The 20,899-nt window shown below is 61.4% G+C and carries 19 protein-coding genes and 1 pseudogene; 11 read left to right on the top strand and 9 right to left on the bottom strand.

The features are described 5' to 3' along the window. Positions 1–681 precede the first annotated feature (681 nt). Genes CXK91_RS23070 through CXK91_RS22950 form a run of 3 tightly spaced genes read right to left on the bottom strand, consistent with a single transcriptional unit; the run spans position 682 to position 2,316 of the window. The gene (locus tag CXK91_RS23070) at positions 682–825 is read right to left on the bottom strand and encodes a DUF6119 family protein (protein ID WP_423834128.1); all 144 of its coding nucleotides are present in this window, start codon (positions 823–825) and stop codon (positions 682–684) included. An 11-nt stretch (positions 826–836) separates the two neighbouring features. Next, a complete protein-coding gene (locus tag CXK91_RS18255) occupies positions 837–2,006 on the bottom strand; it encodes a TIGR04141 family sporadically distributed protein (RefSeq protein ID WP_256055801.1) in 1,170 nt (389 codons plus the stop codon). Further along, positions 1,999–2,316 (bottom strand): TIGR04141 family sporadically distributed protein, encoded by a 318-nt coding sequence (locus CXK91_RS22950; RefSeq protein WP_256055800.1) that lies wholly within the window; start codon positions 2,314–2,316, stop codon positions 1,999–2,001. The genes CXK91_RS18255 and CXK91_RS22950 overlap by 8 nt, the downstream gene beginning before the upstream one ends. A gap of 249 nt (positions 2,317–2,565) precedes the next feature. Between CXK91_RS22950 and CXK91_RS18260 the strand changes: the two genes are divergently transcribed. Both CXK91_RS18260 and CXK91_RS18265 read left to right on the top strand, forming a co-directional pair. Then, complete coding sequence (locus CXK91_RS18260) at positions 2,566–3,105, top strand: DUF421 domain-containing protein (protein WP_103457492.1); 540 nt, start codon at positions 2,566–2,568, stop codon at positions 3,103–3,105. A 226-nt stretch (positions 3,106–3,331) separates the two neighbouring features. Then, positions 3,332–4,222: a LysR substrate-binding domain-containing protein gene (locus CXK91_RS18265; protein WP_103457493.1), complete on the top strand. Its 891-nt coding sequence runs from the start codon at positions 3,332–3,334 to the stop codon at positions 4,220–4,222. Positions 4,223–4,238: 16 nt separating this feature from the next. On the opposite strand, the gene CXK91_RS18270 is transcribed toward CXK91_RS18265, so the two are convergent. The 3 genes and pseudogenes from CXK91_RS18270 to CXK91_RS18280 form a co-directional block, all read right to left on the bottom strand. Beyond that, positions 4,239–6,287 (bottom strand): hybrid sensor histidine kinase/response regulator, encoded by a 2,049-nt coding sequence (locus CXK91_RS18270; RefSeq protein ID WP_103457494.1) that lies wholly within the window; start codon positions 6,285–6,287, stop codon positions 4,239–4,241. A 427-nt stretch (positions 6,288–6,714) separates the two neighbouring features. Continuing rightward, a pseudogene (locus CXK91_RS18275) lies at positions 6,715–8,122 on the bottom strand (YdgA family protein). A gap of 184 nt (positions 8,123–8,306) precedes the next feature. Continuing rightward, on the bottom strand, positions 8,307–8,504 hold the full coding sequence (locus CXK91_RS18280) for a DUF2934 domain-containing protein (RefSeq protein ID WP_103457495.1): 198 nt from the start codon (positions 8,502–8,504) through the stop codon (positions 8,307–8,309). Between the two features lie 248 nt (positions 8,505–8,752). Between CXK91_RS18280 and pgm the strand changes: the two genes are divergently transcribed. From pgm to CXK91_RS18295, 3 genes are all read left to right on the top strand, one after another. Further along, complete coding sequence (gene pgm, locus CXK91_RS18285; RefSeq protein WP_103457496.1) at positions 8,753–10,417, top strand: phosphoglucomutase (alpha-D-glucose-1,6-bisphosphate-dependent); 1,665 nt, start codon at positions 8,753–8,755, stop codon at positions 10,415–10,417. A gap of 185 nt (positions 10,418–10,602) precedes the next feature. After that, the gene (locus tag CXK91_RS18290; RefSeq protein ID WP_256055799.1) at positions 10,603–11,163 is read left to right on the top strand and encodes an REP-associated tyrosine transposase; all 561 of its coding nucleotides are present in this window, start codon (positions 10,603–10,605) and stop codon (positions 11,161–11,163) included. A 149-nt stretch (positions 11,164–11,312) separates the two neighbouring features. Then, the gene (locus tag CXK91_RS18295) at positions 11,313–11,738 is read left to right on the top strand and encodes a VOC family protein (protein ID WP_103457497.1); all 426 of its coding nucleotides are present in this window, start codon (positions 11,313–11,315) and stop codon (positions 11,736–11,738) included. Between the two features lie 6 nt (positions 11,739–11,744). Here the strand turns inward: CXK91_RS18295 and CXK91_RS18300 are convergent, their stop codons facing one another. Together CXK91_RS18300 and CXK91_RS18305 are read right to left on the bottom strand one after the other, a co-directional pair. Then, complete coding sequence (locus CXK91_RS18300; protein WP_103457498.1) at positions 11,745–12,281, bottom strand: gamma carbonic anhydrase family protein; 537 nt, start codon at positions 12,279–12,281, stop codon at positions 11,745–11,747. A 46-nt stretch (positions 12,282–12,327) separates the two neighbouring features. Continuing rightward, entirely contained in the window at positions 12,328–13,143 is an 816-nt protein-coding gene (locus CXK91_RS18305) for an AraC family transcriptional regulator (RefSeq protein WP_103457499.1), read from the bottom strand. An 84-nt stretch (positions 13,144–13,227) separates the two neighbouring features. Here CXK91_RS18305 and CXK91_RS18310 point away from each other — a divergent pair, with 84 nt between their 5' ends. The 4 genes from CXK91_RS18310 (at position 13,228) to CXK91_RS18325 (ending at position 17,428) form a co-directional block, all read left to right on the top strand. Continuing rightward, positions 13,228–14,226: a bile acid:sodium symporter family protein gene (locus tag CXK91_RS18310; RefSeq protein ID WP_003284344.1), complete on the top strand. Its 999-nt coding sequence runs from the start codon at positions 13,228–13,230 to the stop codon at positions 14,224–14,226. 93 nt (positions 14,227–14,319) lie between these two features. After that, positions 14,320–16,371, top strand: a complete 2,052-nt coding sequence (gene prlC / locus CXK91_RS18315) for an oligopeptidase A (protein ID WP_103457500.1) — start codon at positions 14,320–14,322, stop codon at positions 16,369–16,371. Further along, positions 16,368–16,646, top strand: a complete 279-nt coding sequence (locus CXK91_RS18320) for a YheV family putative zinc ribbon protein (RefSeq protein ID WP_058065443.1) — start codon at positions 16,368–16,370, stop codon at positions 16,644–16,646. The genes prlC and CXK91_RS18320 overlap by 4 nt, the downstream gene beginning before the upstream one ends. Positions 16,647–16,651: 5 nt before the next feature. Next, positions 16,652–17,428, top strand: coding sequence for a DUF1835 domain-containing protein (locus CXK91_RS18325; RefSeq protein WP_103457501.1), 777 nt, complete (start codon positions 16,652–16,654; stop codon positions 17,426–17,428). Positions 17,429–17,712: 284 nt separating this feature from the next. Here CXK91_RS18325 and CXK91_RS18330 read toward each other — a convergent pair whose 3' ends face one another. Next, on the bottom strand, positions 17,713–18,783 hold the full coding sequence (locus CXK91_RS18330; protein WP_103457502.1) for an acyltransferase family protein: 1,071 nt from the start codon (positions 18,781–18,783) through the stop codon (positions 17,713–17,715). 301 nt (positions 18,784–19,084) lie between these two features. On the opposite strand from CXK91_RS18330, the gene CXK91_RS18335 reads away from it, so the two are divergent. Both CXK91_RS18335 and CXK91_RS18340 read left to right on the top strand, forming a co-directional pair. Continuing rightward, positions 19,085–20,146 (top strand): PA0069 family radical SAM protein, encoded by a 1,062-nt coding sequence (locus tag CXK91_RS18335; RefSeq protein WP_103457503.1) that lies wholly within the window; start codon positions 19,085–19,087, stop codon positions 20,144–20,146. Positions 20,147–20,513: 367 nt separating this feature from the next. Continuing rightward, entirely contained in the window at positions 20,514–20,744 is a 231-nt protein-coding gene (locus tag CXK91_RS18340; protein ID WP_272887690.1) for a hypothetical protein, read from the top strand. The last annotated feature ends 155 nt before the right edge of the window (positions 20,745–20,899 follow it).

The raw sequence follows: 20,899 nt of genomic DNA on the forward strand, positions 1-20,899 counted from the left end.
AAAACTCTGATTAGAAGCGCTTCGACTCGATTAATCATGTCATCATGAGCTTCGTAGGCCGAAAAATAGGCCGCTAAGTCGGACAACCGAAGATGCATCCATTCAATTTTTCGTGGCGATTCATACGCAGGACTAAAACCAGTTCCAGTATATGGATGCGAGACGGTCCGAATCTTCTGAGTCTGTCGATCTCGATTGAACGCGCTTTTCATTTCATCCCACAGACTCTGGTCTTTCGCCTTTCCTACGTAAAGAGGAGTACCGCGTGAGTCATAAAAAATGTAAACGCCATTGGAGGACCGGAGTAATTCCTTTAGCTTTTCTTGCCGCCTGTTTCCTGACTGCTTCGAGTCAAAAAGCTCCCATGCTACACCCTGCTTGGATTCGCTAGCCTCGATTGGATAATACTCCACAATCGGTCTAATGGACGTGGCGTGAGCATCTCGTATTCCGGCCCGCTTAGCTTTATCCAACAAATTGCAAACCTGCTTAGCTGTTAACTCTACAGGTGAGCTATGCCACTTATTTAAGGTTTCGTACGATATCCCTAAATGCTCTGACAAGAGGCGATTGTTGGGGTCACCATTGCGCCGCCTAAGCTCATTTACTAGATCCCTAGAATTCAAATCAATATCTACTCATAGCTTTTTATAACGATCATTTATATGCGGAAGCGATCGGCTATATGACTGGTAAAGGCTCGGCATCTACTCCAGCAATAGATACAGCAAAACCCCGCTGAGACAGACTCTCATACGCTTTGGATAAGTTAACCTTACTAAAAAAAGGTAAATTCTCTTTTACGGTTGTCGAGTCTTCGCCCAAGATTAAAAAAACTATTTCGATCTCATCGCTTTGAAGTTGCTAAGAGAGATTGACTTCTCTAAGCCTAATTTTACTTTTTTTAATACTGCACGAGCTTTTTTTCTAAAATCCCCATCCCCTAGCAAAATTTCTGCCGCTACAGTTCCCTGAGCAAACAAATGACTTAAGCCAGCCGAACCTCCTTTTCTGTGCTTTACATGCACCAACTTATTATCATCAGTCATTAAATCGCACAGCTCTATCGGACTGGTCGTTCTATTGCTCTTTATCAATTTTTTATCAAGCAGATTGTAATTAAAAGTTTTGGATGCTCTTTCGTTATAGTCACCCTCGGCCTCAATTCTCGGCTTGCTTTTTCCATTTTTAGTTTCGAGCCAAGTGTATACCTTTGGGAACTTTAAAGAAGAAATTCTGATCCCGCTAAGAATTGTATTAATCCGAGATATAAAACTATTATCTATCTCATACCAGACTCCAGAAAATAAAATAGACGTCTTATCGTCTTCTTTATGCTCGAAATAAATACACTTATAAACGTGATACTCTGTCTCTCCCTCATATACATCATGAACAAACAACCGATCCCTTTTTAAACCTTCTATACTCGCCGAGCCAACATCAAAATTATCGAGATATTCTTTTGCATCTATAGTAGGCTTTACATTGCCTTTGGCTCTGGTAAAACTAAAACCCCAAACTTTGTCCCACTGTACAATTTCTGGAAGTGTTATCATAACCTCGGTGCTTTTAACCTTAATTTTCTCTAGTAATTTTTCATCCAAATCATCGATCTCTGACCGCTCCTTAACTTTTCTAATATTATCGACCCACGAGAAGTCCGACTTGTAAGAATCATTATCATAATACTTCGACAGCATTACTACTAAACCTGCTAGCTCCTCGACGTCGAGATAGACACCGAACGAAAAAACTGAGTCACCACCAGATATATTGTGCAATTCTACTCCGTCTTTAGGTGACCCCGTAACGGCACGCAGCACATCTTTAGATATGTCGATACCAAAAACTCCAACTCCTGAATTTCTTGATGCTTGAGACTTCTTTTGCACTGCTTGGTCATCTAAGGTAAATAGATCAACACTACGTAAACTATCGTGATCTAAAGTATTTAAAGCAGTTTTTATGCCAAAGTCCGGCACGAAATAAGCTGTATCAATCAAAAATCTGCCATATTCCAAAAGTGAATGCCATAGTTTTGTTGCTAGCTTTCAGGATAAGCACGGCAGAACTTGACCGATTAGAAAGCTCTTCCAAAGAAGAGCCTGTAAGCGTTTCAGTAAAAGCACTCCATTTTGGTTTCTTTTCGGTTGGGGTCTTAACGTATAACTTACCTTCAAGTTCGTATTTTCCTTCTAAATCATATGCCTTAACCTGCGCCGGGTTTTTGATGAACGCTATAGGCTCTTGAGTCGCATAGTGCTCTTTCGCCAAGAACGCATTCAAATAAAGATACGGTTTAGTGTTTTCCATAAGAACTCGCTTCGTCCGTTGATAAAAACTACCTGTCCTTCGCTTGCTGACGCCGAAGCTGAACCGCGATAAAGCGCGCAATTGCGGGACGTGATGGCACATTAGCCACTGCTTCCGTATGGGTAAAGCAGACGATGGATTAATCCCTGCTTCTCACGCCCGCTCCGGATGCGCGGTCATTCGCGCTGGCTGCACTTCCCCCCACCTACCCTGTCCACCCCTGCATGGCTCAGTTATGGAGGTGTGAGCGTGGAAGGCATGTTTTTCAGTAGCGGAACGACGCTGATACGCACACTGGTTGTGGGCGTGCTGGCCTATATCAGCTTGGTGCTGCTGTTGCGCCTTTCGGGGCGGCGGACGTTGTCGAAGATGAATGCCTTCGATCTGGTGGTAACGGTGGCCCTGGGCTCGACCTTCGCGACGATTCTGCTGAATCGCGATGTGTCATTGGCCGAGGGGGTGTTGGCGCTTGCGCTGTTGATCGGGCTGCAGTACGCGGTCACTTGGTCCAGCGTGCGCGCCGCCTGGATTCGCAAGCTGGTCACCGGCGAGCCGGCGTTGCTGTTCTATCGCGGACGCTTTCTCGATGACGCGCTGCGTGCAGCGCGGGTGACCGAGGATGAAGTGCGCGCCGCCGTGCGCAGCCAGGGCCTGGCCGCGCTGGATGACATCGAGGCAGTGGTGCTGGAAACCGATGGCAGTTTCAGCGTGATCACCGATGGCGCAGGCGACAGCCGTTCCACGCTGGCCGTGGTGCACGTGCCGGAGGCAGGCGAAAGCGGCGTCTGAGCGTGCCGCGCAGCGGCGCCGGTTGGCAGCGTGGCTGTGCGCGTCCGGTTGATGATTTGCGGCTTCCCCGCCAGACTCATGCGCAGCACCACCGTATCCGCCGAAGAGCAGCGCGGCTGATTTCGGGCAGGCCTGCGGCCTGCAATCGCCGCGAGGGCGCGCCTCCCACGGGTCCGGCGTGCACCTGCTTTCGTGGGCGCGCACCCACCTTTGATGCGATTCAACAATGAAAACCAACCTCGACGAAATGCTCGCCTTTGTCAGCGTGGTCGACAGTGGCTCGATCAGCGCTGCCGCCGTGCAGCTGGAACAGACGGCATCGGGCGTCAGCCGAGCGTTGAGTCGCCTGGAAGACAAGCTGGCGGTGACGCTGTTGCGGCGCACCACGCGACGCCTTGAGCTAACCGAGGAGGGAGAGGTGTTCCTGGCGCAGGCGCGGCGCATTCTGGCTAGCGTCGAGGAGGCCGAGGAGCAGATGACGCTGCGGCGCCAGACACCGGCCGGTCGCCTGCGGGTCAACACGGCCTCGCCGTTCATGCTGCACGTGATCGCCCCGCTGATCGGTGAGTTTCGCGCGCGCTACCCGCAGATCGAGCTGGAGCTGCACAGCGACGACCGCATCATCGATCTGCTGGAGCGGCGCATCGATCTGGCCATCCGCATCGGCCCGCTGCCCGACTCCAGCCTGCATGCGCGGCCGCTCTGCCACACCATGCGCCGGGTGCTGGCGAGCCCGGCTTATTTGCAACGGAATGGCGTGCCGGAGAGCGTCGAAGCGCTGGCCGGGCATAGTCTGATCGGCTTTACCGAGCCGGACCGCCTCAACGACTGGCCGCTGCGCCATGCGCTCGGTGAAAGCTGGCGGATCACCCCGGCGCTGCGTGCCTCCAGCGGTGATACGGTGCGTGAGCTGGCGCTGGCCGGCGAGGGGCTGGTGTGCCTGTCCGATTTCATGACTGACAGGGATCGCCAGCGCGGCGATCTGATGGAGGTGCTGAGCGCTCAGCGCGTCGACGTGCGCCAGCCAATCAACGCGGTGTATTACCGCAACACAGCGCTGGCCTCGCGTATCGCCTGCTTTATCGACTTTCTTAGCGAGCGGCTGAGCGTACATTGATCAAGCCAACACCTGCTCAGCCACGCTTCGTGCCGAGCATTTCCCCAACCTTCATGGCAAATGCGTCGATGGCGAACGGCTTGGTGATCACACCCATGTCCGGACCGAGAAAGTCATTGGCGGCGAAGCTCTCGGCATAGCCGGTAGCGAATAGCACCTTCAGGCCCGGACGCTGCTGGCGAGCGATGTCCGCCATCTGTCGACCGTTCATGCCCGGCAGACCGACATCGGAGATCAGCAGGTCGATTCGCCGATCGCTTTCGGTGATGGCAAGCGCTTCGCTGGCCTCACCCGCTTCCAGGGTTTCGTAACCGAGCTCGTTGAGCACTTCGACCACCAGCGAGCGAACCACTGGCTCGTCTTCGACCACCAGGATGGTTTCGCCAGCCCCAACCGGCGCGCGCTCTTGCTCATGCGCGACAACGGTATTCTCGCCTTGGTGAACCGGCAGGTAGAGACGCACACTGGTGCCGGCACCGGGTGCGGATTCGATCTGGATGTAGCCCTTGGCCTGCTTGATATAGCCATACACCATCGACAGCCCGAGCCCGGTGCCCTGGCCGATGGGTTTGGTGGTGAAGAACGGCTCGAACGCGCGCGCCATGACATTCGGCTCCATGCCGGTGCCGGTGTCGCTAACGCTGAGCAGTACGTACTCCCCTTCGGTCAAGCCGCGGCGCTTCGGATCGGGCGTCTTGCCCATGGTGAAGCTAGCCGTGGACAGGGTGATCCGCCCGCCATAGGGCATGGCATCGCGCGCATTGATGACGAGGTTGACCAGCGCGCTCTCGAGCTGGTTTACGTCCATGCAGGCGGGCAACAGCCCGGCACTGAGGCGCGTCTCGATCCGGACGTTCTCACCTGTGGTGCGATGGAACAGATCCTCCAGCGAGGCCACCAGCTGATTGACGTCGACCGGCTTGAGGTTGAGCGTTTGCCGCCGCGAGAAGGCCAGCAGGCGCTGCGTCAGCGCGGCGGCGCGTTGCGCAGAGGTGACGGCGGCGCCGATGTAGCGCTCCAGCTCCAGCGGCTCGCCACGCTGATGGCGACGCTGCATCAGGTCGAGGCTGCCGATGATGCCGGTCAGCAGGTTGTTGAAGTCATGGGCGATGCCACCGGTGAGCTGGCCCACGGCTTCCATCTTCTGCGCCTGACGCAGTGCTTCTTCGGCGCGGCTGCGTTCGGCGACCTCGGTGGCCACCCGCGCCTCGAGCGTCTCGTTGAGCTGGCGGAGACGGTTCTCGCTGATGCGCAGTGCATCTTCGGCATGCCGGCGTGCGCTGATGTCGGTGCAGGCGCCAGCGACATACGCGAGCCTGCCATTGGCATCGCGAAACGCTTTGGCCTTGCAGGCCAGCCAGCACTCCGCGCCGGCACGCACCAGGCGAAACTCCACGGTGAAATCTTCCCCCCTGGCGTAGTGATCGAAGGCCAGACGCACGTCGGCCCGGTCTTCGGGATGAACCTGCCCGACGAAGGCATCGACGCTGGTTACCTTCAGCCCGAGCGGCAGGCGGAAGATCTGCTCCAGCGCACTGTCCAGGGTGAGGCTGCCATCGCTGAAGAGCCAGGTGAAAGTGCCAATACCAGAGCCAAGCTGCGCAGCGCGAAAGCGCTCCTCGAAGTGACTGAGACTGGCGCCGTCCTGACGCAGGACGTCCTCGGTCACGTCTTCTACCTGATGGATGATGTAGAGCACCGCGCCGTGCTCATCGAGCACCGGGACATTCAGCGGCCGCCAGTAGCGCAACTCGAAACCGCCACCCGCTGCCGCAGGCCGCGGGATGTCATAGCGGGTGATCGCCATTCGATCCGGCATGCGGGTCCGCAGCACGCGCTCGAGCGAGTCGCGCAATACGCTGGTGCCAAACTCGGTCGGGTCGTCCGGGTTCTTGCGGAACACCTCGAATACCGGTCTGCCGACGCTTTCTTCCCTGCGCGTGTGGGTGGCGCACAATTGCGCATCGCTCGCGGCGAGGATGGTGAAATCCTGATCAGGCGCGAGGATTAGATGCAGGTTCGGAACGGCTTCGAATATCGCCTGATAATTAAGCGTCTGCGTCATCGGACAAACAAAACCTTTCAATGGGACTCTGGCAGGGCGGCAACCCACCCGACAGAGGCCGCATGGTGTAAATGAGCGTGTGCGTTTCCTCGGTGCGACAGGCCGGAACCAGCGACGTCCTGGTTCAACCTGACGCATTTGTCATATTCAGCAGAGACGGCGGAGACGACGATGGTTCCAGCAACCGGACGGAGCGCAGGCGAATACCGGAATAGACCGACGCGCGGGCACTGGCAGGCACAGCGAGCGGCTGTGAGAGGATCTGGGTCAGCGGCGGCGCAGCTGGCACCGGTTTGGCGGGGATGAGGCAGGTTTCGACGTAGCGAGGCGCGACCGGAAGGGCCGACACCAGCCCGAGTTGATGCGGACCTGACCAGGGTAGTACTGGCGCAGGTCCGTTATAGCGGATGCAGCGGCAGGCTGAGGGTTACTGCCCGAGCAGCCCGGCGTTCTGCACCGAGCCGAAGGCGAAGCCCATGAACTCCTGCACGCTCATTTCGCGGCCGTTGAAGGTCACCCGGTTGTCGGCGTAATGCAGCGAGCTGACCAGACGTTCACCTTCCAGGCGCGACCAGCCGGTGTCCAGCGCCATGCCGCTGAACAGCTCGGTGGCGGCTTCGGTTTCCTGCTGCAGTGCCGCCGGGTCGAGCTGACCGTCGCGCGATTCGTTCTGCGCAACCAGCCCGGCAATGTCACGCACCAGGCCCTTGTCGACAGCGGCTTCGGCTTTGAGCGAGGCGAGCATGCTGGTGATCATCGCATCCGGGGTGAAAGCCTCTGCGCTCGGGGACTGCAGGTCGAGCACGATGGACAGGCTGGCGGCGCCGTGGGCGGTTTCGAAGCCGAACTCGTCAAGGGCCAGGGTGGGTTTGTGTTCGAGCAGCTCCAAGGCATGCGCCTGCAGTTCCTGCTGCTGGGCGTCGGTCATGCCGGCGAAGGATTCCTGCGGGGTGGCGCTGCTGTCGAGGATTTCCTTGTAGCTCGCGACCAGCGCGTTGAGGCTGCTTTCCTCGAGGTTGCGCAGGCTGAAAGCGAGGGCAAGGTTGCGGAACGTCTGGCCTTTGGCGCTGACCTCGCCGATGCGGTAGGCGATGGACTGGTCAAGACCACGGCTGCCGCGGCTCAGCACTTCGTCGACGGAGGCGTTCTGGATGACCACGGCCGGATCGTCGCCAATGCGAATTTCCATGCGTTCGAGGGTGAGCGCGGAGGGACCAAAGCCGATGCCATTGGCATAGTCATGCTTGTCGGCGGTCAGGCCGATGCCGCTCAGTTTCGTGCGCACTGGCCTGCCGTCGCGTTGCAGGTCGAAATCAATTTCCGGCACCTGGCCGTCCATCCGTACGGCAGTGGCATCCTTATCCGCCTCGAAATTGACCGTGCCGGCCGCCGTCGTAGCCAATGGTGACGTCACCCACCAGCGGCGTCTCACCAGCGGCGGCATCGAACAGCTTCTGCGTCAGCGGTGTGCGTTCGAGCTCGAAGCGGCTCTGCGCGGCGACCGGCATCAATTGGCCGCGAGCCAGACGCGAGATGGGAAACGGGCCATGTTCGAGGTGATCGTTAAACAGCAGCGTGTACTGGCGGTCGTTGCCTTCGTCATCCGGCACGTTGATGTCGACTTGGTAGCGCGCAGCGCTGGACAGCAGGCCGCGCTCGAAGCTGAGCAGGGTGACGCTGGTGTCGGCACCGGCGCCGATCCCCATCTCGCGCAACTTGAGGTTGGCCTGATCGACGGCATCACGGGCGGTCGATTCGACCTGGGTGCTGGTGTAGAAGGTGGCGGCCCCGAAAATGGCCAGGGGTACGGCAACGGCGAGTGCGAGCTTTTTCATTGAAGCATCCTGTGCGGCGGCTGGGCAGACGTCCTGTCAGCCGGTGGTTGGCAAGCGGCGGCACTCTAACAGCGAGCACTGGCGGGCTCCAGTGCGCCCGGCAACGGAATAGGAAGGGTGAGAACGTGGCAACAGAATCGGGCGGGACGACGCGTGCTGCGCCTTCGCCGCCCTGCCTGCATTGTTACTGCGCGCTATTCGACTTGGGCATGGGCATGGCCACGCTGCTTTCTACGCTGCCGGCCTCGGCATTGCCTTCCTTGTAGAAAGGCTCCATTTCCTCCCGGGCCTGTTGCCAGTGTTCGGTTTCCTTGCCTTCCGGCTGGCCTTCAGCTTCCCAGATCTCATACGCGCGCTGGCGAATTCGTTCGTCGACGTTCATGTGTCAACCTCCTGGTGAGGGGCTCGCGGACGCGGGCCGCTAGGCAGTGGAAAGGGTGGCGCAGAGGAGGTTCCGGCGCGGCGACGAGTGCCCTAGGGTAAAACGTCGCAGGGTAGAAAAAGCCATCCATGGAACCGCCGCCGCTGAAGCGGTCGAAGCTCTGGATAAATGGCGCCGACTGGCGTTTCATTCGCTTCGCGCTGCGCCCGGCTGGGCCGGCGTACCGCCTTCTCGCACAGGACTGACCGATGAGTATCGCCGCCAACGCAGGACGCCTGCCCGACCCGCACACCCTGACCCACCTGCCGCGCCTGGTGGCGCGCTACTACAGCGACCGGCCGGACCCATCCGACCCGGCGCAGCAGGTGGCGTTCGGCACCTCCGGGCACCGCGGCTCCTCGCTAAAGGGCAGCTTCAACGAATGGCACATCCTCGCCACCACCCAGGCGATCTGCGATTACCGCCGCCAGGAAGGCATCGACGGCCCGCTGTTCATGGGCATGGATACCCACGCCCTGTCCGAGCCGGCATTCATCTCGGCGTTGGAAGTGCTGGCGGCCAATGGCATCGAGACGCGCATCGACGCCGGCTGCCCGGAAACCAGCGGCGAGCCGGGCTACACGCCAACCCCGGCGATCTCCAACGCGATCCTCAGCTACAACCGCGGCCGCAGTAGCGGGCTGGCCGATGGCATCGTCATCACGCCGTCGCACAACCCGCCAGGTGATGGCGGCTTCAAGTACAACCCCACCAATGGCGGCCCGGCCGATACCGGCGTGACCAAGTGGATTCAGGAACGCGCCAACGCGCTGCTGGTTGCCGGGCTCGATGGCGTCAAGCGCATGGATTACCGCCAGGCGCTGAAGGCCTCGACCACCCAGCGCTTCGATTTCATCGACGCCTATGTCGGCGGGCTGGAGCGGGTGATCGACCTCGACGCCATCCGCGGCTCGGGCCTGAAGTTCGCCGTCGACCCGCTGGGCGGCGCCGGTGTGCACTACTGGCCGCGCATCGCCGAACGCTTCGGCCTGCCGCTGGAGGTGCTGTCCACGGTGGTCGACCCAACCTTCCGCTTCATGCGCCTGGACTGGGACGGCAAGATCCGCATGGACTGCAGCTCGCCGCATGCCATGGCCGGGCTGATCGAAAACAAGGACCGCTTCGACGTGGCCATCGCCTGCGACACCGACCACGACCGCCATGGCATCGTCACCCGCTCCGGCGGACTGATGAACCCCAACCATTACCTGGCGGTGGCCATCGAATACCTGTTCACCCATCGTCCGGGCTGGAGCGCCGAGGCCGGCATCGGCAAAACGCTGGTGTCCTCCTCGATGATCGACCGCGTCGCCGCCGGCATCGACCGCCGCCTGGTGGAAGTACCGGTGGGCTTCAAGTGGTTCGTCGACGGCCTGATGGATGGCAGCCTGGGCTTCGGCGGCGAGGAATCAGCCGGCGCTTCGTTCCTCGACAAGCAGGGCGGCGCCTGGTCCACCGACAAGGACGGGCTGATCCTCGGCCTGCTCGCCGCGGAGATCACGGCGGTGACAGGCAAGGACCCGAGCGAGCGCTACAAGGCACTGACCGACCGCTTCGGCGCGCCGGTGTACCAGCGCATCGACGCCGCGGCCACCCGAGAGCAGAAGGCGCGTCTGGGCAAGCTCTCCGCGTCGCAGGTCAGCGCCAAGGAGCTGGCCGGCCAGCCGATCACGCGCATCCTCACCGAAGCACCGGGCAACGGCGCGGCCATCGGCGGACTGAAGGTGGAGACCGAAAACGGCTGGTTCGCCGCACGGCCGTCCGGCACCGAGGACGTCTACAAGATCTACGCCGAAAGCTTCGAAGGCGAGGCGCACCTGGCGCGCATCCAGGCCGAGGCGAAGGCGCTGGTGGATTCGGTGCTGGCGGGCTGAAGGCAAGCCAATCCGCGTCCGCATTATTGGTGGGCTAAAGCCCACCCTACGGGTCGGTGCGGCGCTGTAGGGTGGGCTTCAGCCCACCGCTAAAAACTCGCAAGAGGTGAAATCCGCCACTTACCACGTAAGCGCAATTCGGTACGGTTTCGTATGTGACCGTTACAACAAGGCAAGGAGGCCTTATGCCCAACTACCGACGCAGCCGGGCGGCAGGTGGTACCTGGTTTTTTACCGTGACGTTGGCCGATAGGCGCTCGACCCTGCTGGTCGATGAGATCGACCGATTGCGCGCTGTTTATCGCGAGGCGCAGGTGCGACGGCCGTTTCGTACCGTCGCCATTTGCGTGCTTCCGGATCATGTGCATGCGATCTGGACACTGCCGGACGGCGACATCGATTACGCCGGGCGCTGGAGCCTGATCAAAAGCCAATTTTCCCGCCAAATGCCAAGCAGCACTCCACGGCCGAGCCAGTCGCGCAAGCGCGAAAAAGGCATCTGGCAAAGGCGCTATTGGGAGCACCAGATCCGCGACGAGGTGGACCTGCAACGGCATGTCGATTACCTGCACTACAACCCAGTCAAACACGGCTTGAGCACCAGCGTCGCGGGCTGGCCGTATTCGAGCTTCCACCGTTTCGTTCGCGGGGGTCTGTTGCCAGTGAATTGGGAAGCGACCACCCAGATCGGCTGGGCATGCTTGCTGGCGAGCGAAACTGAGACTGGTGCTGTGCTGGTGGGCTAAAGCCCACCCTACGGGTCCCGATGCATCGCCTAGCCACGCGGGTTAGCACGACCTTGTAGGGTGGGCTTCAGCCCACCGATGACGCTACCAGGCCGGACCTCTGGAAAACGCTCTACACTCGAAGCGTCCTGTCATTCCGGAGTAAAGCCGTGACACTTGCGCCCTTTCATCTCGCCATTCCCGTTTACGATCTGGCCGCCGCCCGCGCCTTCTATGGCGAGCTGTTCGGTTGCCCTGAGGGGCGCAGCAGCGAGCATTGGGTGGATTTCGATTTCTTCGGCCATCAGCTGGTGATCCACGAAGCACCGAAGATGGCGCATCAGGAAGCGGCACACAGCAACCCGGTGGACGGCCATGACGTACCGGTACCCCATTTCGGCGTGATCCTCGGTTGGGATACCTGGGAGGCGCTGGCCGAACGGCTTAAGGCGCGCAATACGCGTTTCGTCATCGAGCCATACGTGCGCTTTCAGGGCCAGGTCGGCGAGCAGGCCACGATGTTCCTGCTCGACCCCTGCGGCAACGCGCTGGAGTTCAAGGCGTTCAAGGACATCGGCCAGCTGTTCGCCAAGTGAGCGGGATCAGCCGCGCTCGGCGATGTGCTGATCCTTGAGCTTCACGTAGTTGCCGGCGGTGTAGCTGAAGAAGCTGAGCTCCTTGTCGGTCAGTGGCCGGGCCTGCTTTACCGGGCTGCCAACGTAGAGATAGCCGCTTTCCAACGTCTTGCCCGGCGGCACCAGGCTGCCGGCGCCGATAATCACTTCATCCTCGACCACCGCGCCGTCCATCACGATCGAGCCCATGCCGACCAGGATGCGGCTGCCCAGGGTGCAGCCGTGCAGCGTGACCTTGTGCCCGACGGTGACTTCGTCGCCGATGGTCAGCGGGAAGCCGTCGGGGTTGTAAGGGCCAGCGTGGGTGATGTGCAGGACGCTGCCGTCCTGGATGCTGCTGCGCGCACCGATGCGGATGCGGTGCATGTCGCCGCGGATCACGGTGAGCGGCCACACCGAGCTGTCTTCACCAATCTCGATATCGCCAATCAGAACGGCGCTGGGATCGACGAATACGCGCTGGCCGAGCCTTGGGGTGTGGTTCTGGTAGGTACGGATGCTCATCGGGTCTCCTGACGTGGTGGTGAATGGTGGTTCGCTTTGGCCGCCCCTATGGATTGTCCATGCCTGGCGAGCCCGAGCGGAAGAACTCGCCCGGCGTTGCGCCAAACTGTTCGCGGAAGGCCGCAATAAAAGCTGAAAGTGATTCGTAACCGCAGCCCAGCGCCACGTCAGTAACGCGCTCGCCGCGCTCCAATGCCGGCAAGGCGCTGAGCAGGCGCAGGCGTTGCCGCCAGGCGCGGAAGGTCAGCCCGGTTTCGCGCATGAACAGCCGGCTCAGGGTGCGTTCGGAAAGCCCCAGCGTCTGGCTCCAGTCCACCAGTCGCTCGCGTGAATCGGGACGCGCCTGCAGCCTGCGGCACAACTGGCGCAGGCGTGGCTCGGCCGGCAATGGCAGCACCAGTTCGACCTCCGGTGCGCTGCCGAGCTGATCCAGCAGAACCTGCACCAGGCGGCCTTCCGGGCCTCTCTCCGCGTAGGCTTCGGGCAGTGTACTGAATTGCTGGATCAATTCGCGCAGCAGCGGGCTGACCTGCAGCACGCGGCAGCGCTCGGGTGCATCGCCAGCCACGCTGCGGTCGATGTACAGGCTGCGGATGCAGGTATCCGGGGCGCAGAACACCTGATGGGTAATTCCCGCGGGAATCCACACGGCGCGCAGCGGCGGCGCAATGAAACGCCCGCGGTCGGTACGCACCTCGAGTACACCTGCCACAGCGTGGGACAGCTGTATCCAGGGATGACTGTGGCGATAGCCGAGCTTGAGATTGGGCGGCGAGTCGAGCTGGCCATAGACGGGCCTTGGCAGCTGCCGGAGCTCGTTGAGGCGCGCAAGCAATACAGCTTCTTGTCCGGTTGGCGACATTTCATGCCTGCTTGGCGTTAGTCGGAAGATGCTGGTCACGATAAGGTCGCCGCCTGTTGCCCGCAAGTACAAGGATTTCCCGCCATGGCCCATCTGCGCCTGTTGTTCGATAACTTTACTCTCGCCCTGCTGGCGGTCATCGCCATTGCCACTTTCCTGCCCTGCGAAGGTCAGGGCGCGGTGATCTTCGGCTGGGCCACGACGCTGGCCATCGCCCTGCTGTTCTTCATGCACGGCGCCAAGCTGTCGCGCGAAGCCATCCTGACCGGAGCCGGCCACTGGCGCCTGCATCTGCTGGTGTTCGGCTGCACCTTCGTGATGTTTCCGCTGCTGGGGCTGGCACTCAAGCCGCTGCTGACACCCATGGTGGGTAACGAGCTTTACCTGGGCATTCTCTACCTTTGTGCCCTGCCCGCCACTGTGCAGTCGGCCATCGCCTTCACCTCGCTGGCGCGTGGCAACATCCCGGCTGCGATCTGCAGTGCGGCGGCGTCCAGCCTGCTCGGCATCTTCCTCACGCCGGTACTGGTGATGTTGCTGCTGGGTGTGGAAGGTGAAGCCGGATCGACGCTGGATTCCATCGGCAAGATCGTGCTGCAACTGCTGGTGCCCTTCATCGCCGGGCAGTTTGCGCGGCGATGGATCGGCGCCTGGGTGACGCGCAACAAGGGCTGGCTGAAATCCGTCGACCAAGGTTCCATCCTGCTGGTGGTCTATACCGCCTTCAGCGACGCGGTGGTCGAGGGGCTGTGGCAGCTCATCCCACTGTCGCGACTGGTTGCACTGACGCTGGTCTGCTGTGCCCTGCTGGCACTCGTGCTCTGGCTGACGCACTGGCTTGCCAGCCGGCTGGGCTTCAACCTCGAAGACCGCATCACCATTCTCTTCGCCGGCTCGAAGAAGAGCCTGGCCACCGGCGTGCCTATGGCCCAGGTGCTTTTCGCCAGCAGTGCCGTGGGGATGATCATCCTGCCGCTGATGATCTTCCACCAGATTCAGCTGATGGTCTGCGCGGTGCTCGCCCAGCGTTATGCACAGCGTGATGAGGAACCGAAGCAGGTTTCCGAAGCCGCTGCGTCATAGGTATAGGGAAGCGCTATCGGTCCGATTCCAAGCTGCGCGGTCAGGCATTTGTCTTTAACATGCCGGGGGTATCCATCAGAAAGGGCCAATGCCGTGACCGCCAACAATCCGCTGCTTCGCGATTTCGACCTGCCGCCCTATTCCGAGATCCGCCCGGAGCATGTCGAGCCGGCCATCGATACCATCCTCGGTGATAACCGCGTGGCGATCCAGGAGCTGCTCAGCCGCCCGGCCGAGAGCCTCGATTGGCAGACTCTGGTGGTTGGTCTGGATGAGCTGAACGATCGCCTGGGCCGCGCCTGGGGCCCGGTCGGCCATCTGAACTCGGTGTGCAACAGCCCGGAGCTGCGTACCGCCTATGAGGCCTGCCTGCCCAAGCTGTCGGCGTACTACACCGAACTGGGGCAGAACCGCGCGCTGTTCGAGGCCTATCAAGCGCTGGCCAATAACCCGCAGGCAGGCACCTACGAGGTCGCGCAGAAGACCATCCTCGAGCATTCGCTGCGTGACTTCCGCCTGTCCGGCATCGACTTGCCGCCGGTCGAGCAGCAGCGCTTCGGTGCCATCCAGATGAAGCTCGCCGAACTCGGCAGCAAGTTCTCCAACCAGCTGCTGGATGCCACCCAGGGCTGGACCCGTCACGTCACTGACGAAGCGGTATTGGCCGGCATCACCGATTCAGCCAAGGCCCAGATGGCTGAGGCGGCCAAGGCCAAAGGCCTCGACGGTTGGCTGATCACCCTGGAATTCCCCAGCTACTACGCAGTGATGACCTATGCCGACAACCGCGACCTGCGCGAGGATGTCTACACCGCCTACTGCACCCGCGCGTCGGACCAGGGCCCGAATGCCGGACAGTTCGACAACGGCCCGGTGATGGCCGAGATCCTCGATCTGCGCCACGAGCTGGCCGCGCTGCTCGGCTACGGCAACTTCGCCGAGCTGTCGCTGGCGACCAAGATGGCCGAATCCACCGAGCAGGTGCTGAGCTTCCTGCGCGACCTGGCCGTGCGCAGCAAACCGTTCGCCGAGCGCGATCTGGCCGAGCTGCGCGCGTTCGCTGCGGAGCAGGGCCTGAACGATCTGCAGAGCTGGGACCTCGGCTACTACGCCGAGAAGCTACGCCAGCAGCGCTACAGCCTGAACCAGGAAGAGCTGCGCGCCTACTTCCCGATCGACAAGGTGCTGTCCGGGCTGTTCAGCATCGTCCAGCGCCTGTACGGCATCGAGATTCACGAGCTGGAAGGCTTCGATGGCTGGCATCCTGAGGTACGCCTGTTCGAGATCACCGAGAACGGTCAGCACGTCGGGCGCTTCTTCTTCGATCTCTATGCGCGGCCGAACAAGCGTGGCGGCGCGTGGATGGACGGCGCCCGCGACAAGCGCCGCACTGCCCTCGGCACGCTGCAGACGCCGGTGGCCAACCTGGTCTGCAACTTCACCCCGCCGGTGGGCGAGCGCCCGGCACTGCTGACTCACGATGAAGTCACCACGCTGTTCCACGAGTTCGGCCATGGCCTGCATCACCTGCTGACCCAGGTCGAGCACGCCGGTGCCTCGGGCATCAATGGCGTGGCCTGGGACGCGGTGGAGCTGCCGAGCCAGTTCATGGAAAACTGGTGCTGGGACCCCGAGGGCCTGGCGCTGATCTCCGGCCACTACCAGACCGGCGAGCGCCTGCCGCAGGACAAGCTGGACATGATGCTGGCGGCGAAGAACTTCCAGTCCGGCATGGTGATGGCGCGCCAACTGGAGTTCTCGCTGTTCGACTTCGAACTGCACGCCACCCACGGCGATGGCCGCGGCGTACTGGAAGTACTCGAACACATTCGCGACGAGGTTTCGGTTATGCGGCCGCCGGCCTACAACCGCTTCCCCAACAGTTTTGCGCACATCTTCTCTGGCGGGTACGCAGCCGGTTACTACAGCTACAAGTGGGCCGAGGTGCTGTCGTCCGACGCCTTCTCGCGCTTCGAGGAAGAAGGCGTGTTCAACTCCGAGACCGGTCGTGCCTTCCGCAACGCCATCCTGGCCCGTGGCGGCTCCCAGGAGCCGATGGTACTGTTTGTCGATTTTCGAGGCCGCGAGCCGTCCATTGACGCCCTGCTGCGCCACCTCGGACTGGTAGCGGAGGCCGCGGCATGAACGACGAAGTAACCCCTGTCATCACCAAACGCTTCATTGCCGGGGCCGTGTGCCCCGCGTGCAGTGGCACGGACTGCATCAAGATGTGGGACGTCGACGGCGTGCCGCATCGCGAGTGCATCGACTGCGGCTACGCCGACACCCTCAATGCTCAGGGCCAGTCGGTGCCGATGGAGTTGGGCACGCGGGTCAACAAGGTCCAGCCCAAACCGGCCAATCCACAGGTGCAGTCGGTGCAATTCTTCCCCAACCCCAAGCTGAAAAAGCCGGAGTAACCGCCGTGCTGCACCTGACCTGCGGCGACCTGGCTGGCGACAGTGTCCGAGCGCTGCTGGCCGAGCATGAGCACCATGCGCAGGTGCGGGTGTTACGCGATGACCTGGCCGTGGGACTGCTGATTGACGTGGACCATGCGCCTTGCGCTGCTCGCGCAGCGTTCTGGGCGCAGGTCTGGCCGGACGAGGTGACGCCGCGCCCGGCGTTCGCCAGTGATCTGGCGGCTGATGCACTCTGGCTGGCCGAGCTATCCAACCACGTCCAGGCCGTGACCGTCTGGCACGGCGACAGCGCATCCGAGCAGCTACTGCTGGCACGGCTTGCGGCAGCGCTGCAGGGCTCAAGCTGCACGTTATACGAAGTTGTCTGCGGTACCGGTGATAGTAGCGTACGGCGGCGCAAGGCGGTGTCCATGCATTCGCCTGAAGCGTTGGCCGCGCTGTACAGGCCGCAGGACGTTTCAGCATCGCGCCAAACCGAGCTCACCGCGGCCTGGCATCAGCAATGCGCCGACCCACATGTCATTCGCCGCTGGCACGATGGGATCTTTCAGGGTGAAGACTATCGGAAAATTGATGCGGCGCTCGTCGCTGCCAGCCCCGCCGATTTCGGTCCGCTGGCGCGTGCAATGGCCGAGGTCATGCGCCATTGCGATGGTTTCTTCGCCACCGATTTCTTTCTCTACTGGCGCGCTCGCGAGCTGGCCGTTGCCGGGCAGCTGGATTTACAGGGCGATCCCGTAGCCGGCTATCGTGACCTGCAGGCGCGCCGCCTCGGCTAGAGGCGCTTGCTGTTAGAGAGAGCAGGCATGCGGCCCGCATCGCCGCGAGGGCGCGCCTCCCACAGATTGTGGTGTGCACACGCTGCTTTGGTGGGAAGAGTGATCCGCAGGCGCGCCGCCTCGGCTAAAAGCTTGCTGTTCGAGGAGTGGGCAGGCCTACGGCCCGCTTCGTCGCAAGAGCGCGCCTCCCACAGGTTGTGGTGCACACACGCTGCTTTGGTGGGAGGCCCGCCCCCGGGGCGATGCTTTTGAGCTTCTCGCTGCTGCGGCGCCGATACGGCCTTTCAGCCCTCTACCTTCGGCGTCGCCCGTCCCGGCTGCGGCGGCGAGGCGAACAGGCGCTTTAGCTTCATCGCCGGCGCTTCGATCAGATGCCAGGACATGGCGGCAAGGATCAGCGTCGGCACGAAGGCGATCAGCGTCAGGCCAAGCACGCCGACTTGCGGGCCGAACAGATAGATCGTCAGCTGCTGGAAGGGGAAGGCGTAGATATACAGGCCATAGGAGAAATCGCCGTACTTGCCGAAGCGCGATACGAAGGGCAGCGGCGCATAGGCCAGGTAGAGCACCAGATACGGCAACGCGATGAAGTACACCAACGGCCCGATCGAGGTGCGGAAAGTCGCCACCAGCGCAACGAACAGAAGCGCCGCGATCCAGCCACGCCACGGGATGTCGTCGCGATAGAGGAACAGCGCCGAGCCGCTGTAGTAGAGCAAGCCCAGCTTGAAGATGTTCTTGATGAAGTAGGACTCGATGCCGAGTTTGCCGAGCAACCAGAAATGCCCGATGGCGAGCACGGCGATCGGCAGGAAGATCAACCGGCGCTTGAAGAAACCGGTCAAGCCGAGAATCATCACCCCGATGTACATCAGCACTTCCAGCGGCAGCGTCCACAGCGAGCCGTTGACCACCTCGGGATAGACGTTACCGGTGAACACGCCGGGCAACTCGTAGCGCGTCACCAGCAGGATGTTCTGCAGGTAGGTCCAGGTACCGTCGGCCTCCAGATAACGGCTGAGGCTGAGCTGCGTCACCATCGGGCCAAGGACGAAGACCGTCAGCAGAACCGCGGCGATCAGCGCCGGGAAGATGCGTAGCGCGCGCTTGAGCAGAAAGCTGCGCGGAGTGCTGCTGGCCAGCCACGAAGAGGCGATCAGGTAGCCGCTCATGACGAAAAAGATGCCGACGGCAATCGAGCCGCCTTTCTCATAGCCGGTAAGCAAGGTCAGAGGCTCGTCTTCACGACGGCCGACCAGCGGATAGCTGTGGGCGAATAGCACCAGAGCAGCGGCGAAGAACCGCAGGAAATCGAAATTGTTTTCCCGGGTGTGGAAGGAACCGGTGGGGTGCATGGTCTGCTCCTGACTGACGGCAGTGACGTGAACGCTGGAGAGCACGGGAGCGTGCATGCCGGTACTGCCGGATCGGATGCAAATAGCGCTCCGATCATCCTTGTTATCTGCCGGCCGGCTCCATATCTGGCATCGCTGGCCAAAGCAGCGCTGCCCAATAGCCCCCTTTTGTCCGAAGTGCGGGGCAAATGTTCCCCAGCGAACCGACAGGCGGTAGTGAGTGCCACCGATCGGCTTGGCTGGCATACAGTCAAAGAGGCGTTTACTGTATATCCAAACAGTATCCGAATTGAACGCGACCATGCCCTCTCCTGTCACGCCGCGCGGCCGCGGCACTGCAATCAACCCCGATAACCGCTTCGCACCTACCCGTAGCGAGGCGTTCGACGACGGATGGGAGCAGGACGTGCCGCCAACTCGTGCCACCGAGGTGCGGCATGAGATCGTCAAATCGGTACTGACTCGCAACCAGTCACCGGATGTCGGTTTCGACCGCTCGGTAAACCCCTATCGAGGTTGCGAACATGGTTGTATCTACTGCTTTGCACGTCCGACTCACGCCTACTGGGACCTTTCCCCCGGCATCGATTTCGAAACGAAGCTGATCGCCAAGACGAACCTTGCCGAACGCCTGGAGGCCGAGTTGAGCAAACCCGGCTACGTGCCGCAGCCGATCGCACTGGGCGTGAACACCGATGCCTATCAGCCACTCGAGCGCGAGCAGCGGCTGACACGCCAGGCGCTGGAAATCCTGCTGCGCTTCAAACATCCGGTGCACATCATCACCAAAGGCTCACTGGTGCTGCGCGACCTCGATCTGCTGGTGCCGTTGGCCGAGCAGCGGCTGGTCAGCGTCTCGGTCAGCCTGACCACACTGGACGACGAGCTGAAACGGATCATGGAGCCGCGCGCTGCCTCGCCCTCGGCACGCCTGCGGGTGTTGCGCACGCTGCACGAGGCTGGCGTGCCGGTCAGCGTGATGTGCGCGCCTATGATTCCAATGATCAACGACATGGAGCTGGAGCGCCTGCTCGAAGCCGCCCGTGAAGCCGGCGCCCGTTCGGCCGGCTATGTGCTGCTGCGCCTGCCGCACGAGGTAGCGACGCTATTCGATGAGTGGCTGCAGGAGCATTTCCCGCAGCGCGCGGCCCATGTCATGAGCCTGGTCCGGCAATCGCGTGGCGGCAAGGATTACGACAGCCGCTTCGGCAGCCGCATGCGTGGCGAGGGTCAGTTTGCGCAGCTGCTGGCCCAGCGCTTCCAGCTGGCATGCAAGCGTTTGGGCTACAACCGTCGGGATCAGAACTACGGCCTGGATTGCAGCATTTTCGCGCCGCCCGGTCAGCAGCTGAGCCTGATCTGACGGTTTTACCCGGCGGGAGAAGCCGTAGGGTGGATGACGCCCTACCCATCCACCGCAATGCGCGCTGCCACGCATCGCTCTGGGAACCGCCCGGGCTGGGCGCGGGTGCTTGCAGACGCGTGGAAAACGCTTCGCGGTTTTCCACCCTACGTCACGAGCTTGTGTCGCGAGGATTCGTCGCATTCGGTGCGCGGCCCCTCGGGTGGGCTGACGCGGAGCGCAGCTCGCCCCCGCTGAGGCGACGCTAGCCTCCTGCTGTCTGCCGGGCAGGTCCGCGAGGAACTATCCCCCGCCGCCGCCGCACCAATCCCTGTATTCCCGCACCGGAGGCATCGTGGACTGGATCGACCTGCTGCAATGGCCAGCCATGGTGGTGACCGTAATCGCCGCCTGGCTGATCGGCTCGCTGCAACCCGGCCGACGCTTCGTCGGCTTCTGCTGTTTTCTGCTGAGCAACCTGCTCTGGGTGATCTGGGGCTGGCACGCCGAGGCCTGGGCACTGATCACTCTGCAGGTCTGCCTGGCGCTGATGAACCTGCGCGGGGTGAAGAAGAACGATACCCCCACACAGCCCGAGCCAGACGCACCTCGCGCTTAAATTGCCAGAGTGGAAACGCTGTCTATACTCCGATTCGTAGGCGTACCTGATGAGTTCCGACTGCGCGTGCAAGCGTCCATGTCACGACCGAGCGTTTCGGTGGTGGCGTTGGGCAGAATCGGACTGATCGAAAACGTAGCTGGCATGACGGGAAT

Source organism: Stutzerimonas stutzeri (assembly GCF_002909485.1).
Classification (GTDB): domain Bacteria; phylum Pseudomonadota; class Gammaproteobacteria; order Pseudomonadales; family Pseudomonadaceae; genus Stutzerimonas; species Stutzerimonas stutzeri_AH.